The organism is Martinezella sp. CNPSo 3964 (assembly GCF_057784375.1).
In genome coordinates, this window is the sequence record NZ_JBXSOW010000002.1 from 160,845 (window position 1) to 184,698 (window position 23,854).

General features: G+C 59.3%; 21 protein-coding genes. 13 read left to right on the forward strand and 8 right to left on the reverse strand.

Annotated features, from left to right (window positions below):
• Positions 1-118 precede the first annotated feature (118 nt).
• From AC13Q5_RS07390 to AC13Q5_RS07400, 3 genes are all read left to right on the forward strand, one after another.
• Positions 119-1,330: a pyrophosphate--fructose-6-phosphate 1-phosphotransferase gene (locus AC13Q5_RS07390; RefSeq protein ID WP_075850932.1), complete on the forward strand. Its 1,212-nt coding sequence runs from the start codon at positions 119-121 to the stop codon at positions 1,328-1,330.
• 140 nt (positions 1,331-1,470) lie between these two features.
• Positions 1,471-2,106, forward strand: a complete 636-nt coding sequence (locus AC13Q5_RS07395; RefSeq protein ID WP_075850933.1) for a LysE family translocator — start codon at positions 1,471-1,473, stop codon at positions 2,104-2,106.
• A gap of 134 nt (positions 2,107-2,240) precedes the next feature.
• Positions 2,241-3,407 carry a transglycosylase SLT domain-containing protein gene (locus AC13Q5_RS07400; protein WP_488501292.1) on the forward strand — a complete coding sequence of 389 codons (1,167 nt, stop codon included), beginning with the start codon at positions 2,241-2,243 and terminating at the stop codon, positions 3,405-3,407.
• A gap of 26 nt (positions 3,408-3,433) precedes the next feature.
• Here AC13Q5_RS07400 and AC13Q5_RS07405 read toward each other — a convergent pair whose 3' ends face one another.
• Positions 3,434-4,822 (reverse strand): serine hydrolase domain-containing protein, encoded by a 1,389-nt coding sequence (locus tag AC13Q5_RS07405; protein ID WP_075850935.1) that lies wholly within the window; start codon positions 4,820-4,822, stop codon positions 3,434-3,436.
• Between the two features lie 192 nt (positions 4,823-5,014).
• Here AC13Q5_RS07405 and AC13Q5_RS07410 point away from each other — a divergent pair, with 192 nt between their 5' ends.
• The 5 genes from AC13Q5_RS07410 to AC13Q5_RS07430 all read left to right on the forward strand — a co-directional run bounded on the left by AC13Q5_RS07410 (position 5,015) and on the right by AC13Q5_RS07430 (position 10,346).
• Positions 5,015-6,262 (forward strand): BtaA family protein, encoded by a 1,248-nt coding sequence (locus tag AC13Q5_RS07410; protein ID WP_488501293.1) that lies wholly within the window; start codon positions 5,015-5,017, stop codon positions 6,260-6,262.
• Positions 6,259-6,933, forward strand: coding sequence for a class I SAM-dependent methyltransferase (locus AC13Q5_RS07415; protein WP_488501294.1), 675 nt, complete (start codon positions 6,259-6,261; stop codon positions 6,931-6,933). Before AC13Q5_RS07410 ends, AC13Q5_RS07415 begins: the two co-directional genes overlap by 4 nt.
• A 214-nt stretch (positions 6,934-7,147) precedes the next feature.
• Positions 7,148-7,939 carry a glycoside hydrolase family 25 protein gene (locus AC13Q5_RS07420; RefSeq protein ID WP_488501295.1) on the forward strand — a complete coding sequence of 264 codons (792 nt, stop codon included), beginning with the start codon at positions 7,148-7,150 and terminating at the stop codon, positions 7,937-7,939.
• Between the two features lie 79 nt (positions 7,940-8,018).
• Positions 8,019-9,263 (forward strand): lytic murein transglycosylase, encoded by a 1,245-nt coding sequence (locus AC13Q5_RS07425; RefSeq protein ID WP_075850938.1) that lies wholly within the window; start codon positions 8,019-8,021, stop codon positions 9,261-9,263.
• A gap of 156 nt (positions 9,264-9,419) precedes the next feature.
• Positions 9,420-10,346, forward strand: a complete 927-nt coding sequence (locus tag AC13Q5_RS07430; protein ID WP_488501296.1) for a DMT family transporter — start codon at positions 9,420-9,422, stop codon at positions 10,344-10,346.
• Positions 10,347-10,760: 414 nt separating this feature from the next.
• Here the strand turns inward: AC13Q5_RS07430 and metF are convergent, their stop codons facing one another.
• The 4 genes from metF to AC13Q5_RS07450 form a co-directional block, all read right to left on the reverse strand.
• Complete coding sequence (metF, locus tag AC13Q5_RS07435) at positions 10,761-11,663, reverse strand: methylenetetrahydrofolate reductase [NAD(P)H] (RefSeq protein WP_457881883.1); 903 nt, start codon at positions 11,661-11,663, stop codon at positions 10,761-10,763.
• 1 nt (position 11,664) lies between these two features.
• Positions 11,665-12,690 (reverse strand): ArsR/SmtB family transcription factor, encoded by a 1,026-nt coding sequence (locus AC13Q5_RS07440; protein WP_488501297.1) that lies wholly within the window; start codon positions 12,688-12,690, stop codon positions 11,665-11,667.
• 190 nt (positions 12,691-12,880) lie between these two features.
• Positions 12,881-14,530, reverse strand: coding sequence for an energy-dependent translational throttle protein EttA (gene ettA, locus AC13Q5_RS07445; RefSeq protein WP_488501298.1), 1,650 nt, complete (start codon positions 14,528-14,530; stop codon positions 12,881-12,883).
• 126 nt (positions 14,531-14,656) lie between these two features.
• The gene (locus AC13Q5_RS07450) at positions 14,657-15,403 is read right to left on the reverse strand and encodes a ribonuclease T2 family protein (RefSeq protein WP_488501299.1); all 747 of its coding nucleotides are present in this window, start codon (positions 15,401-15,403) and stop codon (positions 14,657-14,659) included.
• Between the two features lie 166 nt (positions 15,404-15,569).
• Between AC13Q5_RS07450 and AC13Q5_RS07455 the strand changes: the two genes are divergently transcribed.
• The 4 genes from AC13Q5_RS07455 to AC13Q5_RS07470 are packed head-to-tail and all read left to right on the forward strand — an operon-like array spanning position 15,570 to position 20,357.
• Positions 15,570-16,502 (forward strand): alpha/beta hydrolase, encoded by a 933-nt coding sequence (locus tag AC13Q5_RS07455; RefSeq protein WP_488501300.1) that lies wholly within the window; start codon positions 15,570-15,572, stop codon positions 16,500-16,502.
• Positions 16,503-16,521: 19 nt separating this feature from the next.
• On the forward strand, positions 16,522-17,481 hold the full coding sequence (locus AC13Q5_RS07460; protein WP_488501301.1) for a DMT family transporter: 960 nt from the start codon (positions 16,522-16,524) through the stop codon (positions 17,479-17,481).
• A gap of 18 nt (positions 17,482-17,499) precedes the next feature.
• Positions 17,500-18,702 carry a succinate--glutarate CoA-transferase gene (gene caiB / locus AC13Q5_RS07465; RefSeq protein ID WP_488501302.1) on the forward strand — a complete coding sequence of 401 codons (1,203 nt, stop codon included), beginning with the start codon at positions 17,500-17,502 and terminating at the stop codon, positions 18,700-18,702.
• Complete coding sequence (locus tag AC13Q5_RS07470) at positions 18,699-20,357, forward strand: thiamine pyrophosphate-binding protein (protein ID WP_488501303.1); 1,659 nt, start codon at positions 18,699-18,701, stop codon at positions 20,355-20,357. Before caiB ends, AC13Q5_RS07470 begins: the two co-directional genes overlap by 4 nt.
• A gap of 41 nt (positions 20,358-20,398) precedes the next feature.
• On the opposite strand, the gene AC13Q5_RS07475 is transcribed toward AC13Q5_RS07470, so the two are convergent.
• The 3 genes from AC13Q5_RS07475 to AC13Q5_RS07485 all read right to left on the reverse strand — a co-directional run bounded on the left by AC13Q5_RS07475 (position 20,399) and on the right by AC13Q5_RS07485 (position 22,081).
• On the reverse strand, positions 20,399-20,743 hold the full coding sequence (locus AC13Q5_RS07475; RefSeq protein WP_075850948.1) for a RidA family protein: 345 nt from the start codon (positions 20,741-20,743) through the stop codon (positions 20,399-20,401).
• 87 nt (positions 20,744-20,830) lie between these two features.
• Positions 20,831-21,169 carry a protein tyrosine phosphatase family protein gene (locus AC13Q5_RS07480; RefSeq protein WP_488501304.1) on the reverse strand — a complete coding sequence of 113 codons (339 nt, stop codon included), beginning with the start codon at positions 21,167-21,169 and terminating at the stop codon, positions 20,831-20,833.
• Positions 21,170-21,241: 72 nt separating this feature from the next.
• Positions 21,242-22,081, reverse strand: coding sequence for a DUF4432 family protein (locus AC13Q5_RS07485; protein ID WP_488501305.1), 840 nt, complete (start codon positions 22,079-22,081; stop codon positions 21,242-21,244).
• A gap of 217 nt (positions 22,082-22,298) precedes the next feature.
• Between AC13Q5_RS07485 and AC13Q5_RS07490 the strand changes: the two genes are divergently transcribed.
• Positions 22,299-23,756 (forward strand): L,D-transpeptidase family protein, encoded by a 1,458-nt coding sequence (locus tag AC13Q5_RS07490; protein WP_488501306.1) that lies wholly within the window; start codon positions 22,299-22,301, stop codon positions 23,754-23,756.
• The last annotated feature ends 98 nt before the right edge of the window (positions 23,757-23,854 follow it).

Genomic DNA, 23,854 nt, shown 5'->3' on the forward strand with positions numbered 1-23,854 from the left:
GAAGACGAAACAAACCGCTGTTTTCTTAAATTCTTTACTTTACACCCCTGCCCGCCTGTCGCATCCATTTCCACCGCAACCATTGAAATGAAGCAGCTTGACTGCAAGGAGGATCCCCATGGCCAAACAGAAAGTCGCAATGCTCACTGCCGGTGGATTGGCGCCCTGCCTTTCGTCTGCCGTTGGCGGGCTGATCCAGCGCTATAGCGACGTGGCGCCTGATCTCGACATCATCGCATATCGTTCTGGCTACCAGGGAGTTCTGCTGGGAGACAGCATCGAGGTGACGCCGGCCATGCGCGAACGCGCCTATCTGCTGCATCGCTATGGCGGCTCGCCGATCGGCAACAGCCGCGTCAAGCTGACCAACATCGCAGACTGCGTCAAGCGTGGCCTGGTCAAGGAAGGCGAAAACCCGCTGCGCGTCGCAGCCGAGCGACTGGCTTCCGATGGCGTGACCATCCTTCACACGATCGGCGGCGACGACACCAACACGACTGCCGCGGATCTTGCCGCCTATCTCGGCGCCAACGGCTATGATCTGACCGTCGTCGGCCTGCCGAAGACCGTCGACAATGACGTCGTGCCGATCCGCCAGTCGCTCGGCGCCTGGACGGCCGCCGAAGTCGGCGCTGACTTCTTCGACAATGTCAGCAACGAACAGACCGCGGCACCGAAAACGCTCGTCATTCATGAAGTGATGGGCCGCCACTGTGGCTGGCTGACGGCAGCGACCGCACGCGCCTACATCCAGAAGACCAGCGCCAATGAATATGTCGACGGCTTCATGATGAATGCCGAACTTAAGCGTATCGACGGCCTCTATCTGCCGGAAATGGTCTTCGACATCGAGGCGGAAGGCGAACGTCTGCGCGCGATCATGGAAAAGACCGGCCAGGTGACGTTGTTTGTTTCAGAAGGCGCAGGCCTCGACGCGATCGTCGCAGAACGCGAAGCCTCAGGCGAAGCCGTCAAGCGCGATGCCTTCGGCCATGTGAAGATCGATACGATCAATGTCGGCGGCTGGTTCCAGAAACAGTTCGCAGCGATCATCGGCGCAGAACGCTCCATGGTACAGAAGTCAGGCTATTTCGCACGCTCGGCGCCGGCAAACGGCGAAGACCTTCGCCTGATCCAGGGCATGGTCGATCTTGCCGTGGAAAGTGCGCTGAATAAGGTATCGGGCGTCACCGGACATGATGAAGGTCAGGGCGGCAAGCTTCGCGTCATCGAATTCCCGCGCATCAAGGGCGGCAAGGCCTTCGATATTTCCGCTCCCTGGTTCGCTAAAGTCATGGACCATATCGGGCAGAAATACACACAGGTCTGACTCATCGGTGACCAACCGGACTGATCTGTGATCAAACGGTATGATTGATAATCAAGCGGCCTGATTGACAATCAAGCGGATTGACGGATCGCAAATCCGATGTCTTTGCTGGCGGCGGAAGAGGAATTGAGGAGGATTCTATGTCCATCGAAACCTGGCTCGCTTTCGCCGCCGCGTCCTGCATCATGCTGGCCATACCGGGTCCGACCATTCTCCTTGTCATATCCTATGCGCTTGGCCACGGCCGCAAGACGGCGCTGGCAACGGTGACTGGCGTCACGCTTGGCGATTTCACCGCGATGACCGCATCGCTTGCCGGTCTCGGCGCCCTTCTTGCCACATCAGCGACACTATTCACGATTCTTAAGCTGATCGGCGCAGCCTACCTCGTTTTCCTCGGAATCAAGCTCTGGAGAGCCCCGATTGTGAAGGGTCCGCTGGGCGACAATGACAATCTCCCAGAGGAAAAACCGTTAAAAATTCTCTTACACGCATATGTTGTGACGGCCCTCAACCCGAAGAGCATCGTCTTTTTCATTGCGTTCGTTCCGCAATTTCTCGACATGTCAAAACCATTTCTTGAGCAAACGCTTATTCTAGAGGCAACTTTTCTGACTTTGGCGGCCTTGAACTCGCTCATTTACGTGTTCGTCGCCGACATGGCACGCGGCTTCATTCGCAAGGCAAGCGTGCAACGCGCCGTTAACAGAACGGGCGGAACCCTGTTGATTGCAGCCGGCGCAGTGACCGCCGGATACCGTCGGATGGCCGCCTGAGGCGGTGCAGGGTTGCGGGGCGATCACGGATAGGTTAATGGGGATTCATAATTTTATCGATCCTGTGACCGAATTTGGCGGTCCTGTGGCCGAATTGCATCGAAATTAGGTTTGGTTTTTTCGAAAGTGACAGAATGGTAACGATCGGATTTCCCAGCCTGAAGCGCAGCGTTGCCTTATCGGCAATGATGTGCGGCGCTCTTGCCGGGTGCGCAAGCACTCAGCAGCAACAGACGTCTCAGGCAGAACTCCCGTCGGCACACACCAACGTGCCGCATCCGAATACGACCCTAACCGCAACTGGCACAGCCGCGCCCGCAGGCGGCGTCGCAATAGCGGCAGTATCGCCGACCTTCATCGGTCCGCAGCGGCCGCAACAGACGGCAATGGTAAAGTCCGGTCGTGTTGTTCCGGGTACGGCAAATGTTGCTGCTGCAGCGGTAAGCCAGCAGCAGATGGACGCGGCACAGGGGCGCTTCGGCGCGCCGGTAGCAAATGCTGCCAATCAGGGCACGGCCGCAATCGCAGCTGCGACGGGTGCGCCTGCCGCCGGTACATCGACGGCTGCGGCCTACGCGGCATCCGATGTGCCCCTGGTGCCTTCCGTGGTTGCAATTCCCATGCCCAATCCGGCACGCCCCGGCGATGCCGCGCTCACGCCGGTTTCCGCATCCACGGCCCAGGGCGAGCCGACCATTCCGATGACATCGGATGTGGCAGCCATTCAAGTCGCAGTGCCGACGCCGCGTCCAGATTCGATGGCACAGGCAGAAGTCGCCTTCGCCACCCCCGCTCAGATCGGCGTTCAGCGCTATGCGGACAACCGCATGCATTACGACTTCAATTTCGACAGCAGCGGCCCGACGGTCGTTCCGGCTGTCATGACCACCACCAACACGCCGAATTACGATTCCGATGTTCCGGCTGCGGAAAAGAGCTACGTTTCGAAGCTCATCCAGAAATACGCCAAGCTCTACGAAATTCCGGAATCCCTTATCCATCGCGTCGTTCACCGCGAAAGCCGCTACAATCCGAAGGCCTATAACCGCGCCGGATATTTCGGCCTCATGCAGATCAAGTACAATACGGCCAAGTCGATGGGCTATGAAGGCCCGGCGTCCGGCCTCCTTGATGCCGAAACCAACATCAAATACGCCGCCAAATATCTGCGCGGCGCATGGATGACGGCCGACAGCAAGGCAGAAAACAAGGAAGCCAATGCGGTCCAGCTCTACGCTCGCGGCTACTACTACGATGCCAAACGCAAGGGCCTGACGGACGTCGCCAACGGCAATTACTGATCTATCGGGATATTGTGAAAGCCGGCCTACGTGGAGGCCGGCTTTATCACATCCATGATCCGCTTTACCAGGATTTGCGGCCGATAATCCGCCCAGGTCGGCGTCAACCCCATCCGCACGACAACAAGATTGGCAGACGGCACGATTGCGATCGTCTGGCCGTCGTGACCGGTCATCCAGAAGGTATCCGCAGGCAGGCCAAATTGCGCATTGGAGCCGCCGGGGCCGGCAAGCCAGGCTTGAGCCTGCGAGTAAACGCCCTCGGAAGCCTTCGTTGGCGTGCGCATGGCGCCGACAAAACCTTCCGGCAGCAGGCGGTGCCCATTCCAAACCCCATCCTGCAGCAGAAAGAGACCAAAACGTGCCCAATCGCGGGCGTTGGCGTAAAGATAGGAACTGCCGACGAAGGTGCCGCGCTCGTCGGCCTCGAAAACGGCGCTGTACATGCCGAGCGGCCCGAAAAGTGCTTCACGCGGATAGGAGATGGCAGCGCTCAGATTGGGCAGCCGGTTCATCCAGAGGCGCGAAAGCAGCGCTGCCGTGCCGCTGGAATAGCTGAAACGTTCGCCAGGGGCAGCCAACTGATGCGCGTCGGCTGCGATACTGGTCACGTCCGGGTCGAGGTAGAGCATACGCGTCACGTCCGACACGGTGCCATATGACTCGTTGAAGGCAAGGCCGCTCTCCATGGCGAGAAGATCGCTGAGTTTGATATCCTTGCGTGGGTCCACGCTCCATTGCGGCAGAAGATTCTGATCGTCGAAGGACATGCGGCCAGCCAGCATCAAACGACCGATGATGGCTGCATTGACGGTCTTCGTCATGGACCAGCCGATCAACGGCGTTCCCTTGCCGAACCCGTCGCCATAAGTCTCGGCGACGATGCGGCCATCCTTGACGACGACGATTGCGCGCATGGCAGGCCCGGCGAGGTCAGAATTCGATACGATATTGGCAAGCTTCGTCCCTTCGTCGCCCTGGCCAAGGTTTACCGTATCCCCATCCGGCCACACGGCATCACTCTTCGGCGCCTTGACCTTGTTGAGAAAGACGGCGCTGCGAGCCGCCTGCAGATCGCCGTCCGGCACCAGCGCACAGCCAAGCGCACCGCGATAGAGCGCACGGTTCGGCGCAAACAATCCGAGGAAGCGGGCCGTGACAACTCCTTCCTCTCGGTCCACATAGACTCGAATGAGTTTCAATGCGGGATTGCCGGGAGCCTGCACATCCTCTTCCAGTACCTTGTCCGGGTCTCGCTTGGCGACGAACGTGTTGGAGCAGACAATCTTTGCGGCATAGCCATCGCCGACCTTGAGCAATTCCGGCGGATAAACAGACAGCCAAATGGCCCCGCCGGCGACAATGATCAGCAGCAAAACAATAAGAGCCCCGATCACTCTCGATATCAAACGCATGTTGCATACCCTCCAAAAAGGTAGGCGGAGACAATCAGGAAACGTAACAAGATGAAAGGCCTATCGTGATGGCAGCCCGTTAAATCTGCGTAACGGTCCATTTCCGCGAAATCTGCCAACAGCCCGCGTCATCAGACTGTAGCATTGCCGGGTTACACGCCCTGAACTTCACAAATCGGTGACAAGACTCAGATGACGGAATTCGCCCCGGATGCCGGTCTCCAAAAGAACCGGAAACTCAAGGACGCTCTGCTGCAGCACAAGGCACTGTCTAAAGCTGGCCTCTCCGAGCGCCTGTTCGGGATGTTGTTTTCCGGCCTCGTCTATCCGCAGATCTGGGAAGATCCGGATATCGATATGGAGGCGATGGAGCTGCAGGCGCATCATCGCATCGTCACCATCGGTTCGGGCGGCTGCAACATGCTCGCCTACCTCTCGCAAAATCCTGCATCCATCGATGTCGTCGATCTCAATCGCCACCACATCGCACTGAACAAGCTGAAGCTTGCGGCTTTCCGTCTGCTTCCCGGCCATGCGGACCTGGTGCGCTTCTTCGGAACGCCTGACATCGCGGCCAATAGCCAGGCCTACGACCAATTCATCGCGCCGCGCCTCGACACGGCAACCGCCAACTACTGGGACGGCCGCGATCTCTATGGCCGTAGGCGCATCACGGTCTTCAACCGCAACATCTACAAGACCGGCCTTCTCGGCCGCTTTATCGGCGCCGCCCACATATTGGCACGCCTGCACGGCGTTCGCCTCGCCAAGATGACGGAAGCCCGCACCATGCGCGAGCAGCGTCAGTTCTTCGAAGAGGAAATCGCACCGATCTTCGACAAGCGGGCGGTTCGCTGGCTGCTCGGTCGCAAGAGCTCGCTCTTCGGCCTCGGCATCCCGCCGCAGCAGTATGATGAGCTTGCAAGCCTTGCGGGCGACGATTCCATTTCGGCCGTGCTGAAACACCGCCTGGAAAAGCTCGCCTGTCACTTCCCGATGCGCGACAATTACTTTGCCTGGCAGGCATTCTCGCGCCGCTACGCTGCCCAGCACCAGGGTCCCCTGCCCACCTATCTCAAGCCGGAACACTATGCCGCGATCCGCGCCAATGCCGATCGTGTCGACGTGCATCACGCCAATTTCACCGAGCTTCTCGCTTCCAAACCGGCAGCCTCGCGCGATCGCTACATCTTGCTTGATGCGCAGGACTGGATGACCGACGAGCAGCTCAATGGCCTCTGGGCGGAGATCACCCGCACGGCGCGCGAGCACGCCCGCGTCATCTTCCGCACGGCTGCGGAAAAGAGCATCATTGAGGGTCGTCTTTCTCCAGCGATCCGCGACCAGTGGGTCTATTTCGAAGAGCGTTCGCAGGAGCTCAATGCTCGTGACCGCTCGGCCATCTACGGCGGCTTCCACATCTACGGGAAAAAAGCGTGAGCCAGGCGGATACAGGCATAGAAACCAGCGCAAACAACCACGCCAAGCTGATGGACGGCATGTACCGCTATCAGCGTCACATCTATGACCTTACCCGCAAATATTACCTGTTCGGACGTGATCGAACGATCGAACAGCTGAATGTGCCAGTCGGCGGCTCGCTTCTGGAAGTGGGCTGCGGCACGGGTCGCAATATGCTGCTCGCCTATCGACGCTTCCCCTCCTCTCGGCTCTATGGCCTTGATATCTCGCAGGAAATGCTGATCTCGGCGCGTGCCAATTTCCGCAGCTTGAAGCAGATGCCGGATTTCCGCGTCGCCGATGCCACAGCCTTTTCGCCAGCCGATTTCAGCGTAGGCGGGTTTGATCGCGTGATGATTTCCTACGCGCTCTCGATGATCCCGGACTGGAAGAATGCCATCGACGCTTCGCTCGATGCGGTCGCACCCGGCGGCGAGCTTCATATCGTCGATTTCGGCCAGCAGGAAGGATTGCCTGGTTGGTTCCGTGCCATACTCAAAGGCTGGCTGAAGAAATTCCACGTCACTCCCCGCGCCGATCTTCTGACGGTGCTCGAAGAAAAAGCTGCAGCGCGAGGCATGTCGGTGAGAACCGAAAGGATCGGCCGCGGATATGCCTGGCGGGCGGTGGCAACCCGGCACGGCGCTTGAGCGGCGACAGATTCCAGCGCAAAATCCGGCCTCTGAAGGCACCAGGCATAAGAATTTGCTTGAAGATAACGCATTTTTTACGTTGATATGGTGAATAAACTGGCAAGATCAGCTGGCAACAGTCTGGTCTGCCGCTCTTTCGGATTATCGGGGACCATATTACGGAAGCCAAGTCTTGGGGCAGCAAGATCACTCGCGCCATAACAGGATATCCATGCGCCGGCTTCTGGCATGCCTACTGCCGCTCGCCCTTTTCTTGAATGGCTGCACGACGGGCTATGATGCCCTATCGACGGCGGCTCTTCCCAAGACCAGGTTCGCCGATACGAAACCCCAGGATTTCGGCCGCGATCATCCCGAGCGTCACCCCATCCATGGCATCGATATTTCCAAATGGCAGGGCGATATCGATTGGAAAGCCGTCAAGGGTTCCGGTGTCGCCTTCGTTTTTATCAAGGCGACGGAAGGCAAGGATCGGATCGATCCTCGTTTCACCGAGTATTGGAATGAGGCCAGCGCTGCGGGATTGCTGCACGCGCCCTATCATTTCTTCTATTTCTGCTCCACGGCCGACGAGCAGGCCGATTGGTTCATCCGCAACGTACCGAAGGATGCCATGGCGCTTCCTCCCGTCGTCGACGTTGAATGGAACCCTGGCTCCCCGACCTGCAAGACCAGGCCGGCTCCCGAAACGGTGCGAACGGAAATCAAGCGGTTCATGGATCGCCTGCAGGCTTATTACGGCAAGCGCCCGATCATCTATACTTCGGTCGACTTCCACCGCGAGAATCTTGCCGGCTATTTCAAGGATTATCACTTCTGGGTCCGCTCGGTCGCCAAGCATCCGAAAGAGACCTATGCAGACCGCAGCTGGGCCTTCTGGCAATATACCTCGACCGGCGTTATCCCCGGCATCAAAGGCCCGACGGACATCAATGTTTTTGCCGGTTCCGAGCAGAACTGGCAAAACTGGGTGGCTGCAGTAGAGAAGCAGGGAAATTCTTAATACTGAGCCCATTTCACTCTTGCTTATGTCACAATCTTCTGTGAAAGCGACCCTATTCTATCACTAGGAAGGATCGCTCATGGATCGTCACACCATTCGACGCGGCGCTCTTGCGTTGCTCTTCGCTTCCGCCATGACCGGTACGGCATTGGCTCAAAGCGCGGCTCCAGCCGCAGTGCCGCCGGCGAGCAGCGACGCAACGCCAAAAGCAGCCTGCGGCGGCGATCTCGCGGCTTTTCTGGCCGGCGTAAAGGCTGAGGCGATTGCCGGTGGCACGGATGCAGCCGCCGCCGACAAGGCCCTCGCCGGCGCGCAGATCGACCCTAAGGTCCTTGCCATGGACCGTAATCAGGGCGTCTTCCGCCAGACCTTCCTGGAATTCTCGCAACGCACCGTCAGCCAGGGCCGCCTAGACATCGGCCGTCAAAAGATGAAGCAATATGCCGACGTCTTCGCAAAGGCTGAACAGGATTATGGTATTCCTCCGGCCGTAATCACAACCTATTGGGCAATGGAAACAGATTTCGGCGCTGTTCAGGGCAATTTCAACACCCGCAACGCCTTGGTCACCCTCGCTCATGATTGCCGCCGGCCGGATTCTTTCCGCCCGCGACTGATCGCCCTGATCAAGATGGTGCAGGACGGCGACGCTGATCCGGCAACGACGACCGGCGCGTGGGCTGGGGAAATTGGCCAAACGCAGATGCTCCCGCCCTCGATCATTGCTTACGGCACCGATGGCGATGGCGATGGCCACGTCAACTTGAAGACCAGCGCGCCTGACGTGATTCTGACCACGGCAAAATTTCTCCAAAGTCTCGGCTTCGTTCGCGATCAACCCTGGCTGCAGGAAGTTTCAGTACCAGACAACCTGCCTTGGGAAAAATCCGGCATCGGCGGCACGTTGACGGCCGGTGACTGGTTCAAGCTCGGCGTCAAGCCGCGTGACGGCAATACGAATTTCGCCTCGCTGCCGGCCGCGCTTATCATGCCGCAGGGCCGCAAAGGCCCCACCTTCCTGACCTATCCGAACTACAATGCCTTTCTCGGCTGGAACCAGTCCTTCATCTACACGACCTCGGCAGCCTATTTCGCCACCCGCTTTGCTGGCGCTCCGCCCTATAACAAGGGCAACCCCGAGGCAGGCCTCAACGATGTCGACATGAAGGCGCTTCAGACCAAGCTCGTCGCCCGCGGCTACGATGTCGGCAAGATCGACGGCATTCTGGGTTCCGGCACGCGTGTCGCCATCCAGAAGGAACAGTTCCGTCTGGGGTTGCCGGCAGACGGCTGGGCGACGGCGGCGCTGCTCAACGCGCTCTGATTTCTCCCATAGATCGATCGAAAAGGCGGCTCCTGGCCGCCTTTTTTGTATCTGCCCCCTCGTAACCGTGAGCATCCACAACCTCAAAGCAGCAAGAAACGGGTGGAGAGCCCGCACTCTTCCGGTTTAGATGCATCGAAAGAGAGGAGAGATGTCATGAATGGCGAACATCGAATGAGCGCTTCGACCTGGGGCCTTCTATTGTTGCTTGGACTGATCTGGGGCGGCTCGTTCTTTTTCGCACGCATCGCGGTTCACCATGTGCCGCCTTTCACGCTCGTCCTGCTGCGTCTGTTCTTGGCGGCGGTGGCGCTGCACGTCTACCTTGCCGGTCGCCTTGGCATCTATCAGTCGCTGCGGCAGCACTGGCGGCAATTTCTGCTGTTGGGCTTGATCAACAACGCGATACCACATGCGCTGATCTTCTGCGGCCAGACGCAGATGGGCGCCGGGCTTGCATCCATCCTGAACGCGACGACGCCGATGTGGACCGTGTTGATCGGCAATCAGCTGACAACGGACGAGCGCCTGACATCGGCCAAGCTGGTTGGCTGCCTCACCGGTCTACTCGGAACGATCGTGTTGCTCGGCCCGAGCGTTACAAGCAGCGGCTCCGTTCCCTTCTGGGCGCTATCATTGCCGATCCTCGCGGCGATCTCCTACGGATTTGCAGCGATTTATGCCAAACAGTTCAAAGGTATAGCGCCGCCGGTTGTGGCAGCGGGCCAGTTGACGGGCTCCTCGCTCATCATGCTGCCGGTCGCGTTGGTGATCGACCAGCCTTGGACGCTCGCCACCCCTCCGCTGGCGGCGATTGCCGCCATTCTCGGCCTGGCGCTGCTATCGACCGCCTTCGCCTATATTCTCTACTTTCGCATCATCAAGCTTGCCGGCGCCACCAATACCTCGCTCGTCACACTGCTGGTGCCACCAAGCGCACTATTGCTCGGCTTCCTCTTTCTCGGCGAGCGGATGGGTCCTGCGGAAATCGCCGGCATGCTGCTCATAGCAGCAGGTCTGCTCGTCCTCGATGGACGGCTTTTCATGTGGATGAAACGCGGCGCCAGGACGCACGAAACATGATCTCGTGCTCCACTCGGATGGTCCGCAGTCACAGCATATTAATATTTATTCACAGCCCGTCATTGAGCCAACAATCGACATTTATAAATTAATATCAAATCGTTGCCGCAAGTTCATGAATCACGTCGCGAACTCCATGCCGCGCCGCAGCATCGAATGTTCTTTCCAAACAACACATTTTCGACATAAAATTTAACGGCTGACTGAGGAGGAAGACATGGGATTAACGCGATCCATCAACGTCCTTGTGGTCGGTGCGGCCTTCGCTTTCGTCGTGACGATGCTTTTCATCTGATGGCTTTAGTGAAATTTGCAGACGACCAAACTCCGAAAAGCTAACAAAACGCCTGTTTCACTAGAAAAGCGCATGTCCCGGCCGGACATGCGCTTTTTTATTAGCGTGCGCGGCACACTTTAGGCGGCGGCCCCGGCCCGTGCGTCCACCTTACGCTCAAGACCCAGCCGTTCGAGCACGGCAGAAACCAGCGCTGAACGGTTCATCGTGTAGAGATGAAATTCGTGAATACCACGGCGCATCAGGTCCTGAATCTGCTCGGCAGCAACGTCGGCGGCAACTCTGGCACGCTCTTCGGTATTCTCTTCCAGACCATCGAAACGCTCGTCGAGCCAGGACGGAATATTCGTGCCGCAGGCGCCGGCGAAGCGCTTCAGTTGAGTCAGATTCTGGATCGGCATGATACCCGGCACGACCGGAATCTCGATGCCAGCCGCACGGACGCGATCATGATACCGCTCAAAAGCATCATTATCGAAGAAGAACTGGGTCAGCGCCCTGTCGGCACCGTTCTCCGCCTTGCGCTTCAGCATGTCGATATCAGCTGCCGTATCGCGGCTTTCCGGATGCTTTTCCGGATAGGCGGAGACGGAAATATCGAAATCGCCGCGCTCGCGCAAAGCCCCCACCAGTTCAGCGGCATTGGCATAGCCGCCCGGATGCGGCTGATAGGCCGCGCCGACACCGCCAGGCGGATCCCCGCGCAGGGCGACGAAACGGCGAACCCCCGCGGCGAGAAACTCGTCGATCACCCGATGCGTATCCTCGCGCGTGGCACCGACGCAGGTCAGATGCGATGCTGTCGTGAACGGCGTCTCATGGATCATTTTGCGTACAGCGGAAAGCGTCGGCGCCTTGGTCGAGCCGCCTGCCCCATATGTGACTGAAACGAACTCAGCCTCCCAATCGCTGAGCTCCTCAACGGTGTTCCACAGCTGCTGCTCGGCCTCTTCCGACTTCGGCGGAAAGAACTCGAAGGAGATGCGGATACCGTCATTACGGCTTTCTGATCTCGAAGACATGTCAAACTCTCCCGGCAAGAATGGGGGATGACTGGTGGCCCTGGTCGGACGCAATCAGCAACCGCGGGTCGCGCGCCAGCCAGATGGTGACGGTCAGCGCTTGACCGCCTTCCTTCCCCGAATGAAGGTCCTGTACGCGCTCGACATCCAACCCCGCCAGTTTCAGCCAATCCGACATGGTCTGATGCGAGAAGCCGAGGCGCAGATGCGCATGCTCGTCACGCAAATATTCAAGCCCGTGCGGCGCGAGGTCGATAATGACAAGCCGGCCGCCGGGCCGCAGCATTCGCGCCGCCTCGTTGATGGCGATCTCAGGCTGATCGAGGAAATGCAGCACCTGATGGATGGTAATGAGGTCGAAATCCTGCTGTTCGAGCGGCAGGTTGAAAATATCGCCATGACGTACGGAGGCGCTTGTGATGTTGGCCCGGTCGAGATTGGCACGCGCAACCGCCAGCATGTCACGGCTGGCATCGATGCCGATAGCGCGGCGGTAATGGCCGGTCAGAAGCTGCAGCATCCGGCCCGTGCCCGTGCCGAGATCGAGGAAGGAGTCGATCGGCTGCGGACCGATCAGATCGATCAACGCCTTATCGACATCCTCATCCGCGACATGGAGGCGACGCAACTCGTCCCACTCAGCGGCGTTCCGGCTGAAATAGGCCTGCGCACGTTCAGCCCGAACACGCTTCACCGAGGTAAGCCGCTCGCCATCGCGCAGCAGCACCGTATCTCTCTCGGCGGTGTGGCGCAGCAGAGCGCGCGCCAGCGTGACGGCTTTGCCCTCTTGCTTCAAACGGAAATAAGCCCAGGCACCCTCCTGATAACGATCGATCAGGCCGGCTTCGCCGAGCAGTTTCAAATGTCGGGAAATACGCGGCTGCGACTGGCCGAGAATTTCGGTAAGATCGGTGACAGTGAGATCGCCGGCCGCGAGGAGTGCCAGGAGACGCAGCCGCGTCGGCTCGCCGACCGCCTTCAGCACATCCACCACATCATCCAAGCCGAGTTTAACCAGATCCGTCATTCCACACCCAATCAAGATATAAAGATATCTTTATGTGATTTGGGCGCGATCTGCAAGAGCCAATCGCTCGCGACGCTATTTCGACGTCGGAAATCTGTTAGTTTCTGACGAAAACGGAATATCCGGTTACGCCGATAGGCAAACAAAAACCCCGGACAAGCCGGGGTTTTCGAAGAGCGAAACCGAGAGCCTAGCGCGTCAGTCGCTTGTGTGCCTGGCTGCCCGGATTGAGGGCATCGGGGCCGAGGCGGCGGATCTTGTCCTGCTCGTAATCTTCGAAATTGCCCTCGAACCATTCGACATGGCCTTCGCCTTCAAAGGCCAGGATATGCGTGGCCAGACGGTCGAGGAACATGCGATCATGGCTAATGATGATGGCGCAGCCGGCGAAGTTTTCGAGCGCGCTTTCCAACGCCCCCAGCGTTTCCGTATCGAGGTCGTTGGTGGGTTCGTCGAGCAGAAGCACGTTGCCGCCAGCCTTCAGCATCTTGGCCAGGTGAACACGGTTGCGCTGACCGCCAGAGAGATTGCCGACCTTCTGCTGCTGGTCGCCGCCCTTGAAGTTAAAGGCGCCGCAATAGGCGCGCGAATTCATGTCGAACTTGCCGAGCTTGATGACTTCGGCGCCGCCAGAGATTTCCTCCCAGACCGTCTTATTGCCGTCAAGTGCGTCGCGGCTCTGGTCGACATAGCTGAGATGCACCGTCTCGCCGATACGGACCGAGCCGGAATCCGGCTTTTCCTGCCCCGTGATCATCTTGAACAGCGTCGTCTTGCCGGCGCCGTTCGGACCGATGATGCCGACGATGCCGCCGGGCGGCAGCTTGATCGATAGATCGTTGACCAGCGTGCGGCCTTCGAAACCCTTGGTGATGCCCTCCATCTCGATCACCACCTGGCCGAGACGCTCGCTGACCGGAATGATGATCTGCGCATCGCCGGGACGCTGATTTTCGGCAGCATCGACCAGCTGTTCGTAGGCGTTGATACGCGCCTTGGACTTGGCCTGACGGGCCTTGGGGCTGGAGGCGATCCATTCCTGTTCGCGGCTGATAGCCTTCTGACGGCCAGCTTCTTCACGGGCTTCCTGCTGCATGCGCTTGGCCTTGGCCCGCAGATAGGCGGAATAGTTGCCTTCGTAGGGAATGCCACGGCCGCGATCGAGTTCGAGAATCCAGCCGGTAACATTGTCGAGGAAGTAGCGGTCGTGGGTGATCATCATCACGGCACCCGGATAGTCGCGCAGGTGCTTTTCCAGCCAGGCGATGGTCTCGGCGTCGAGATGGTTGGTCGGTTCGTCGAGCAGCAGCAGGTCCGGCTGAGCGAGAAGCAGGCGGCAAAGCGCGATACGGCGGCGCTCACCGCCGGAAAGGCTGGTGATTTCGGCATCGCGCGGCGGGCAGCACAACGCTTCCATCGCCATCTCGACCTGACTTTCCAGATCCCAGAGATTCTGGCTGTCGATGATGTCCTGGAGCTTGGCGCCCTCTTCCGCAGTCTCGTCGGAATAGTTCATCATCAATTCGTTGTAGCGATTGAGGATTTCGGTTTTCTTGGCAACGCCTTCCATAACGTTTTCGAAAACCGTCTTGTTGGGATCTAGCTGAGGCTCCTGCGCCAGGTAACCAATGGTCGCGCCTTCGGCCAGCCAAGCTTCGCCGGTATATTCCTTATCGAGGCCGGCCATGATGCGCAGCACCGTCGACTTACCCGCCCCGTTCGGACCAAGGATACCGATCTTGGCGTCGGGGTAGAAGGAGAGATGGATATTCTCGAGGATCTTCTTGGCGCCATAGGACTTATTCAGTCCGGCCATATGATAAATAAACTGACGTGCCATAGCTTGGGTTACTCCACGGGCGGATAACATTGCGAATTGTGCCGCTATGTAGGCGAAACCCGGCCCTCGGGCAACGGCGAAACCTTGTCCGAGGGCATTTATCCGCGTCGCAAAGAGCGGATTAGGCTAGAAACCAGCCGCGTCCACCACGCCGCGATCACAGCCGAAGGAAGTGCTGCCGGCGCCCTGGATCAATTTGCCGAGCCGTGGCTCGTTGCCTTGCAGGGGATCGATCGCATCTTCCGAGAGACCGATGGTCAGCTCCGAAATCATCCTGACATTGCCGACCCGGCGGCAGCTCATCTTGATGCGCGCATTGGCGCCTTCGCCGAAGCTCTGGTCGAAGGCGGCCTTGATGCTTTCGGCATCCAGTTCCTTGCCGATACTCTGCGCGAAAAGATCACGCACGGCAGACGTATTGAGCTCGGCAATCAAGCCGGCAGCGATGGCAAAATACTGGTCGGCGCTGAGCTTCGTGCAGGTGCCGTGCTTGATCCATTCATGCCGCTCGAGGCCGGATTGCGTGCCCGGCATCACCTTGTCGAGCTTCGCTTTCACGTCCTGGGAAAGCTGCACGGAAGGCAGGTCCTTCCAGTCGCGGCCACGATCCGCCTGCTTCAGATCCTCGGAAACATCGCAATATTCCTGCCGCATCGGCCAGAGACCGTGCAGCGAGAAATTCGTCGCATCATGATTATCCGACGACTGGTTCCGGCATTCCGCCTTCTTCTGGTTCGTCTCGCAAAACGCCGGCTCCCAGCTTGCCGCCAGGATAAAGCGTGTCCGCCCACGGCTATGTTCCTGCGCCATGGCGCCCGTCACGGTGCCGATCGAAAGGATTGCAACCGCGAATACCCGAAGCCAATGCTTCATTCCCTGCCTCCAACTAGAACATTATGGGAACAAATAAGCAGTTTGCTCGAAAGCGCGCAATCCTGAATCGCAGCGCTCGGAAAGATTTATTTCTGTGAGCTTCGGCACCTATCCATTGCAATCGGGCCGATGATAACCTCTCGTCCAACTGGGGAGGACCGAATATATGTTCGCCGAGACACAGCGCCTGAATAGCCCGACGGGCGCGACCCTTGCCTATCATCATTTGCCGGCGGCGACCGATGCTCGTGGTATCCTGCTGATATCGCATGGCCTTGCCGAGCACTCCCGTCGCTATGAGGCCTTTGCGGGTGCGATGGCCGCCCACGGCTTTCATGTCTATGCCCATGACCATCGCGGCCATGGCGAGACGACCGCCCCCGATGCCCCCATCGGCCGCTTTGCTCGAAGAGATGGGGGCACACAGGTCATCACCGATGTGCTCGCCATGCGCGAGTTTGCCGTAAGCAACTATCCCGGCTTGCCGATCATCCTGTTCGGTCATTCCATGGGCGGATTGATCAGCCTGAACACAGTCGTCACGCATCCGGACAAGTTCGATGCCGTTACCGTCTGGAACTCCAATTTCAATCCGGGTCTTGCCGGCCGCGCAGCTCAACTCATTCTCAAGACCGAGCGCATGTTCAAGGGATCGGACGTGCCGAGCGGGCCACTGCCGAAATTGACTTTCGGCGCCTGGGGTAAATCGATCGCCAACCGGCGCACCGAGTTCGACTGGCTCTCGCGCATTCCCGAGCAGGTCGACAAATATATCGCCGATCCGCTTTGCGGCTTCGATGCCTCCGTTTCGCTCTGGCTCGATCTATTCGAGTTGACTTTCCGCGCGCCGCAGAAGACCCATCTCGACCGTCTCGGGCGCGACATGCCGATCCATCTCGTCGGCGGCGGCAAGGATCCGGCGACTGATAACGGCAAAGCAATTTCCTGGCTGTCAAACCATTTGAAAAGAGCCGGATTCTCTCGTATCACAACCGAGATCTATCCCGACATGCGGCACGAGACGCTCAACGAAATCGGTGCCGACCAGGCCATCGCACGCTTTGCCGACTGGTGCAGAACCGCGACTGCAAGGACCTGATTCTCAAGGAAATTCCGCAATGAATACCTCCAGCGGCTCCTCGGTCCGATTGCCGCAATCGGAGCTGACCTTCGGTTTGGCGATGATGTTTCTCTCCGTCATCCTCTCGCCGATCATCGACATCTTCTCCAAGCTCGCCGCAGCCACAATCCCGCCTGGCGAAGTCACTGCCGCCCGCTTCATCTTTCAGGGCCTCTTCGCCTTGCCGATGATGGCGATGCGCTGGCAATGGGGCGTCTGGACATGGCGCCGCAGCGGCGTTCATGCCATCCGTGCCGCCGTGCTGACGCTGTCCATGGTGTCGTTCGTCACCACGTTGCAGGTGATGGAGGTCGCCGATGCCATCGCCATCTTCTTCGTCGAGCCGATGATGCTCACCATCCTGAGCAGCATCTTCCTGAAGGAAACTATCGGTTGGCGCCGCTACACGGCCTGCGCCGTCGGCTTTTTCGGCGCGATGCTGATTATCCAGCCAAGCTTTCAGGAGGTCGGATTCGTCGCCCTGCTCCCCGTCGTTACAGCACTCTGCATCGCCGTCTACGTCATGATCACGCGCGTCGTCTCTCATAGCGAGGATGCCTGGTCGATGCAGTTCCAGACCGCCTTATGGGGCACCGGCTTCAGCGTCGCCCTGCTTGCCATCGGCCGGGCGACCGGGGCTGTAGTCCTCGATCCGGTCATGCCGGATCTGACAGCCACGCTCTATCTCTTCGGTGTCGGGGCCACTGCAGCCGCCGCCGGTATCCTGACGGTATACGCCTATCGCGCCGTGCCGGCCTCCACGCTCGCACCGCTGCAATATTTCGAGATCGTCTCGGCAACGATCTTCGGCTGGCTCGTCTTTGACAATTTCCCCGATGCGATCAAATGGCTCGGCATCCTCATCATCATCGGCTCCGGCCTCTACATCCTCTGGCGCGAGCGACGCTTTGCTTCCAGGCCCGTATCCGATACATCTGAAACAGCATTCACGCCCTAAGCGGGAGAGCGGACGGACATGACAGAGAAAACGACCAAGAAACCTCCGCTGTCCGGTATTCGTGTCATTGAGCTTGCCCGCGTTCTCGCCGGCCCCTGGGCCGGGCAGATGCTGGCTGATCTCGGCGCCGATGTCATCAAGGTGGAAAATCCCGATGGCGGCGACGACACCCGGCAATGGGGGCCTCCCTTCGTCGAAGGCAAGGATGGCGAAAATCTCTCGGCCGCCTATTACCATTCCGCCAATCGCGGCAAGCGCTCCATCACGGCAGATCTCAAGACCGAGGAAGGACAGGATCTGGTGCGCCGGCTGGTAAAGACGGCCGACGTGGTGATTGAGAACTTCAAGCTCGGCGGCCTTGTCAAATATGGGCTGGACTACGAGAGCCTGAGGAAGATCAACCCCCGCATCGTCTACTGCTCGATTACCGGCTTCGGGCAGACTGGCCCCTATGCCAACCTCGCAGGCTACGACTATATCGTCCAGGGCATGTCCGGTTTCATGTCGATCACAGGCGAGCCGGAAGGACAGCCTGTGAAGGCGGGCGTGGCGATCGCCGATATCTTCACCGGCATCTATGCCGTCTCGGCAATCGAGGCCGCCCTGATCCACGCGCTGAAGACCGGCGAAGGACAGCTCATCGACATGGCGCTGCTCGATGTGCAATCGGCAGTGCTTGCCAATCAGAACATGAACTACCTGATCTCGGGCAAGCCACCAGTGCGGCTCGGCAACGCCCACCCAAATATCTCCCCCTATGAAGTCGTGCCGACGGCCGACGGCTATCTCATTCTCGCCGTCGGCAATGACGGTCAGTTCCGGCGCCTCTGCACCATCCTCGGCATAGGGTTCCATGCCGACGACGAGCGCTATGCGACCAACAAGGCCCGCGTCGCAAACCGCAACGAGGTTCGGGCTTTCATCTCGGCGGAGACGCTGAAGTGGAACAAGGCGGATCTGCTGAAAGCCTGCGAGGACAATGCCGTCCCGGCCGGCGCGATCAATACGATCGAGGATATGTTCGCCGACCCGCAGATTAAGGCGCGCGGCTTGAGGATCGATCTTGAAGACGGTGCCGGCACGATAATCCCGAGCGTACGCACGCCGATCGTGCTGTCGGAGACACCATTGACCTATACGCGGCCGAGCCCGCGCCTTGGGGAGCATCAGGAGGAGGTTCTCGCCGAATTGGCGAAACTGGAGGGAAAGGCGAGGACATGAAACGAACGGGCGGCCAACTCATCGTCGAAGCTTTGAAGGCAAATGGCGTGCAGCGCATTTCCTGCGTGCCGGGCGAGAGCTTTCTCGCCGTGCTCGATGCCCTGCATGATAGCGATATCAAGGTGCTCGTCTGCCGCCAGGAGGGCGGCGCGGCGATGATGGCGGACACCTGGGGCCGATTGACCGGCGAACCAGGCATCTGCATGGTCACCCGCGGTCCCGGCGCCACGAACGCCTCCGCCGGCCTTCATATCGCACGGCAGGATTCGATCCCGATGATCCTGTTTATCGGCCAGGTCCAGCGCGATGCCCGCGAACGCGAGGCCTTTCAGGAAGTGGAATTCCGCCGCGCCTTTACCGAGTTCGCCAAATGGGTCGGCGAGATCGATGACGCCGCCCGCATTCCGGAATTCGTCACCCGAGCCTTCGCGGTGGCCACATCAGGGCGTCCCGGCCCGGTCGTGCTGACCCTGCCCGAGGATATGCTGCGCGATGAGGTCGAGGCGCCGGAGGCGCTGCCCTATGTCCCTGTTGCAGCTCATCCGAGCCGCAACCAGCTTGCTGACTTTCACAAGCGCCTTGCGGCGGCGGAGCGGCCGATGGTCATTCTCGGCGGCACGCGCTGGACCGAGGAAGCCGTTGCCGGCATCAGGCAGTTTGCGGAGCGTTTCAGGCTGCCGGTCGGCTGCTCCTTCCGCCGCCAGATGCTGTTCGACCATCTGCACCCGAACTATTCCGGTGATGTCGGCATCGGCATCAATCCGGCGCTGGCAAAGGAAATCAAGGAAGCCGATCTGCTGATCCTCCTTGGCGGCCGCCTCTCGGAAATGCCGTCCTCCGGCTATACGCTGGTCGACATCCCCTACCCGCAGCAAAAGCTAGTCCACATCCACCCGGACCCGTCCGAGCTTGGGCGCGTCTATCGGCCTGACCTGGCCATCTGTGCCAGCCCGGCGGATTTCGTCGCGGCGCTCGCGGATTTGGCCCCACTGCACGAGACGCCATGGGCCGAGCGCACTGAGCGCATGCACGCCGCCTATCTTGCGTGGTCGAAGACACCGGAAAAGAGCCCCGGCGCGGTCCATATGGGCCGCATCATGGACTGGATCGAAGCCAATACCGCTGACGATACGATCTTCACCAATGGCGCTGGCAACTACGCGACCTGGCTGCACCGCTTCCATCGCTTCCGCCGTTTCAACACGCAGTCAGCTCCGGCTTCCGGCTCGATGGGCTATGGCCTGCCGGCAGCGGTCGCTGCGAAACAGCTCTTTCCCGAGCGTGAAGTGATCTGCTTTGCCGGCGACGGCTGTTTCATGATGCATGGGCAAGAATTCGCGACTGCCGTCCAGTATGACCTGCCGCTGATCGCCCTGGTCATCAACAACGGCATGTACGGCACCATCCGCATGCATCAGGAGCGGGAATATCCCGGCCGCGTCAGCGCCACGGCACTCGACAATCCGGATTTCGCGGCCTTGGCACGCGCCTATGGCGGCCATGGCGAGACGGTGAAGGCAACGGAAGAGTTTGGCCCGGCCTTCGCGCGGGCGCGTGCCAGCGGCAAGCCGGCGATCATCGAGATCGCGCTCGATCCGGAAGCGATCACGCCTTCCCGAACCCTGACGGAAATCGCTCAAACAAAAGGCCGTTGAGCGCGAGCCCAACGGCCTTTCATAAATTAGGCTGAGCCGACTTAGTCGATCGCTGCGGTCACGATGAATTCGACCTTGTACTTCGGCGCTGCGAGCTTGGCTTCGCTGGTCGCACGGGCCGGCGTGTTGGCCGGATCGACCCAGGCTTCCCACGCAGCGTTCATTTCGGCGAAGTAGGAAATGTCGGAGAGATAGATGAGCGTCTGCAGGATCTTCGACTTGCTGGAGCCGGCTGCAGCAAGCAGACGATCGACTTCAGCCAGCGCAGACTTGCACTGATCGGTGACGCTTTCGCCTTCGCCAACCTGACCGGCGAGATAAACAGTGTTGCCGTGGATGACTGCGCCGCTCATGCGGGCGCCGACGTCGATACGCTTGATGCTCATGGTCTTCTCCTGATGTTGTTTTCGACAGGTACACAGGGCACGGCCCATAGCCTGCCCTGCAATCTAAAGGGCCGAGGAAACAGCCGTTCAGCCGCGAATGTGGTGCGTCTTCTGATAAATTGCCGTCGAGCGTGCGCCGGAACGGCAATAACCGAGCATCGGTCGCGGAAACTCGTCCAGCGCATCGACCATGCCCTGCACGGCCTCCTCGGTCACGCCCATCGGGCCTACAGGCACATGGGTGATCTCCAGGCCGAGTTCCTTGGCACGGGCTTCGATGACGCCAAACGGCGTCTGATCCGGGCTCTCGCCATCCGGACGATGGCAGACGATGGACTTGAAACCCAGGGCCTTGATCTGGTCGAGATCTTCTACGGCAATCTGGCCGGACACCGAGTATTCATCGTCGATCGGGCGGATATCCATGGTTCATGTCCTCTCTAAAACCGTGGCCTTGATCTACGCCGCGACAGGGCGAGCGTCAACCACGGCCCGCTCTCAAACAAAGGCAAAGTTGAGCATGAAATTGCGGGCTTCACCGGGCTGGAGAATATTGAATTCACCCGCCTCCTCGAGTTCCGCACGGGAGACCCAGCGATGCGAAACCGGCTCGATGCCAAGCACATGCGCAGGCGCGCGCTGATTGCGCCAGACCTGCAGGAACGGCAGCGTATCGGTACCGAAGCGCACCCTCAAAGTCTTGCCGCCGATGGCCGCGATTGGGCCAAGGTTGATCTCCGCCCAATCCTCTCCCTTATCCTGCGCCGGCACGCAGAAGATATCGCCTCCCTCCTCACCGAAGGTCCAGGGAAAGCCGCCATTCTCCAGCATCTGTCCGGCAAGGCGCGTGCCATTGTCGAACCATTTGCCGCCGATATTCATGTGATACATCAGGAAGACCGGCATCGCCTCGGTGCTTGTATTGACGATGCGATCGGCAAGCGAGACCTCGCCGGTTGCGCCATCGATCTGCCAAAGACGTTCCAGCCTTGCGGTGCGGCGTTCGGCGGTGATGACATCGATATCCGCGCGGCATTCCGCGTTGCCATTTTCGAATTTGGTCCAGAGAATTTTGGCTGGATGAGACGAGAAGGAACCATGCAGCGGATAGCGCTTGCCCTCATATGCGCCGGACATCGGCTCGGGATGGCGGATATGATCCGGTCCGCAGGTGAAGAGGAAGCCTTGCACGGAATGACTGATACGCGGATCGCCATCATCGGGAACGGCGCTTCCGGGCGCAAGATTGTTGCCCTCGACGATGCAGGCGCCGATGTCCATGACGGAGCCTTCGTCCAGCATCAATTTCGGCCCCTTGGCCGCAGAAAAATCGATCATCTCTAAAGTCCTCCCTGATCGGCTCCGCGCGGCGAGCGTTGTCCCAAGGTGGCGCGCGGCTGAAATAAACGGTTATTTGGCTTACCAAATGTTAACTTGAAGCCTTGATCACATAAATTTTTATATTTTATTCAGCATGATAATCTAAATCTCCATACTGGCGTCAAAATTGCCATGTGTGTGTCAGCCGAACGACTATCCCGAGGATTCGACAGACGTGAACCGGTTCGTAAAATTGAGTTTTGCCCTGGCATTGACTGCCACTGTGTCCTCGCTCGCGCTCACGGACGCACAGGCACAATATTATCGCAGCGGCAACGGTAACACGGTTCTCGTCACTCCTGACGGCCGGATCCTCGACCAGTATCCTTATGGTGGTGGATACTCCATGGCGCGCGACGGACGCGGCCGCCGGGTTCTGATCGATGCCTATGGCAATGTCGTCGCCACCGAGATGAAGGCGAGCACCTATTATCCCCGCGCCCCTGCGCGCGATACCTATGGCAATAATGGCGGCCGCTATGGCGATACGCAGCTTTCCAACAATGGCGACTATCAAGATTATCGTCAGTATCGTACCGACAGCTACGGAAACTACGACGGCGCTCCCAACAATGGGTACGATCAGCAGGATCGCAGCGTAGTCACCGGCGGCATTCCGCGTGACAACGATATCCAGCGCCAGCCGCTCGACAATCAGCCATTGCCCGCCACGAAGCAAGGCCAGGCAAACCAGAACGGCAACGATTACGCATCGATCGATCCGCAGCAGAGCACGCCTGACATCGTCAACAAACCGGCAGCCGAACCCGTCATCACGCTCAAGGGCAAGTCGAAGATGGAGATCACCGCGCTGGAGATCTTCCTCGCGCGGCAGGGTATTTCGCCGGGCGCTATCGACGGCCGCATGGGTGCGAATGTCACCAAGGCGATTTATGCCTATCAGCAGATGACCGGCCAGACGCTCGATCCGAACAACACAGACGCGATCCTCGAGCAGCTGCGCATGTCCGGCGGCATGCCGATCGTCAACTATACGATCACGGCCGCTGACGCCGCTGGCCCTTATGTCGCCTCGATCCCTGAAGACTATGCGGCGAAGGCACAGATGCCGTCGCTCGGCTACACCTCGACGACGGAAATGCTGGCCGAGCGCTTTCACATGGATGAGGGCTATCTGAAGGCGCTCAATCCCGGTGTCGATTTCACCGTTCCCGGCAGCACCATCAAGGTTGTCAATACAGGTCCCAGCAAGACCGGCACGGTCGCCAAGATCCTGGCGGACAAGGGACGCAAGCAGGTTTTCGCCTATGATGCCAACGGCACGCTGATCGCAGCCTACCCGGCCAGCATCGGCTCCGCCGACACGCCTTCACCGTCCGGCACGGTCACGGTTGAGCGCGTCGCCTTCAATCCGGGCTATACCTACAATCCAAAGATCAACTTCCAACAAGCCGGAAACGACAAGGTTCTCAACATCCCGCCAGGCCCGAACGGCCCGGTCGGTACGGTCTGGATGGCTCTGTCGAAGCCGACCTACGGCATTCACGGCACGCCGGACCCATCGAGGATCGGCAAGACGCAGAGCCATGGCTGCGTGCGTCTGACGAACTGGGATGCAACCGAGCTCGCCAAGATGGTCAAGCCGGGCGTCGTCGTCGAATTCGTAGATTGATCTGCAGGCATGATTTCACAAAAAAGCCGCCGAGCTCCCTCGGCGGCTTTTTCTTTGCCTTGATGTGCCTCACGCACCACTACTTTCGTCCGGCGCGC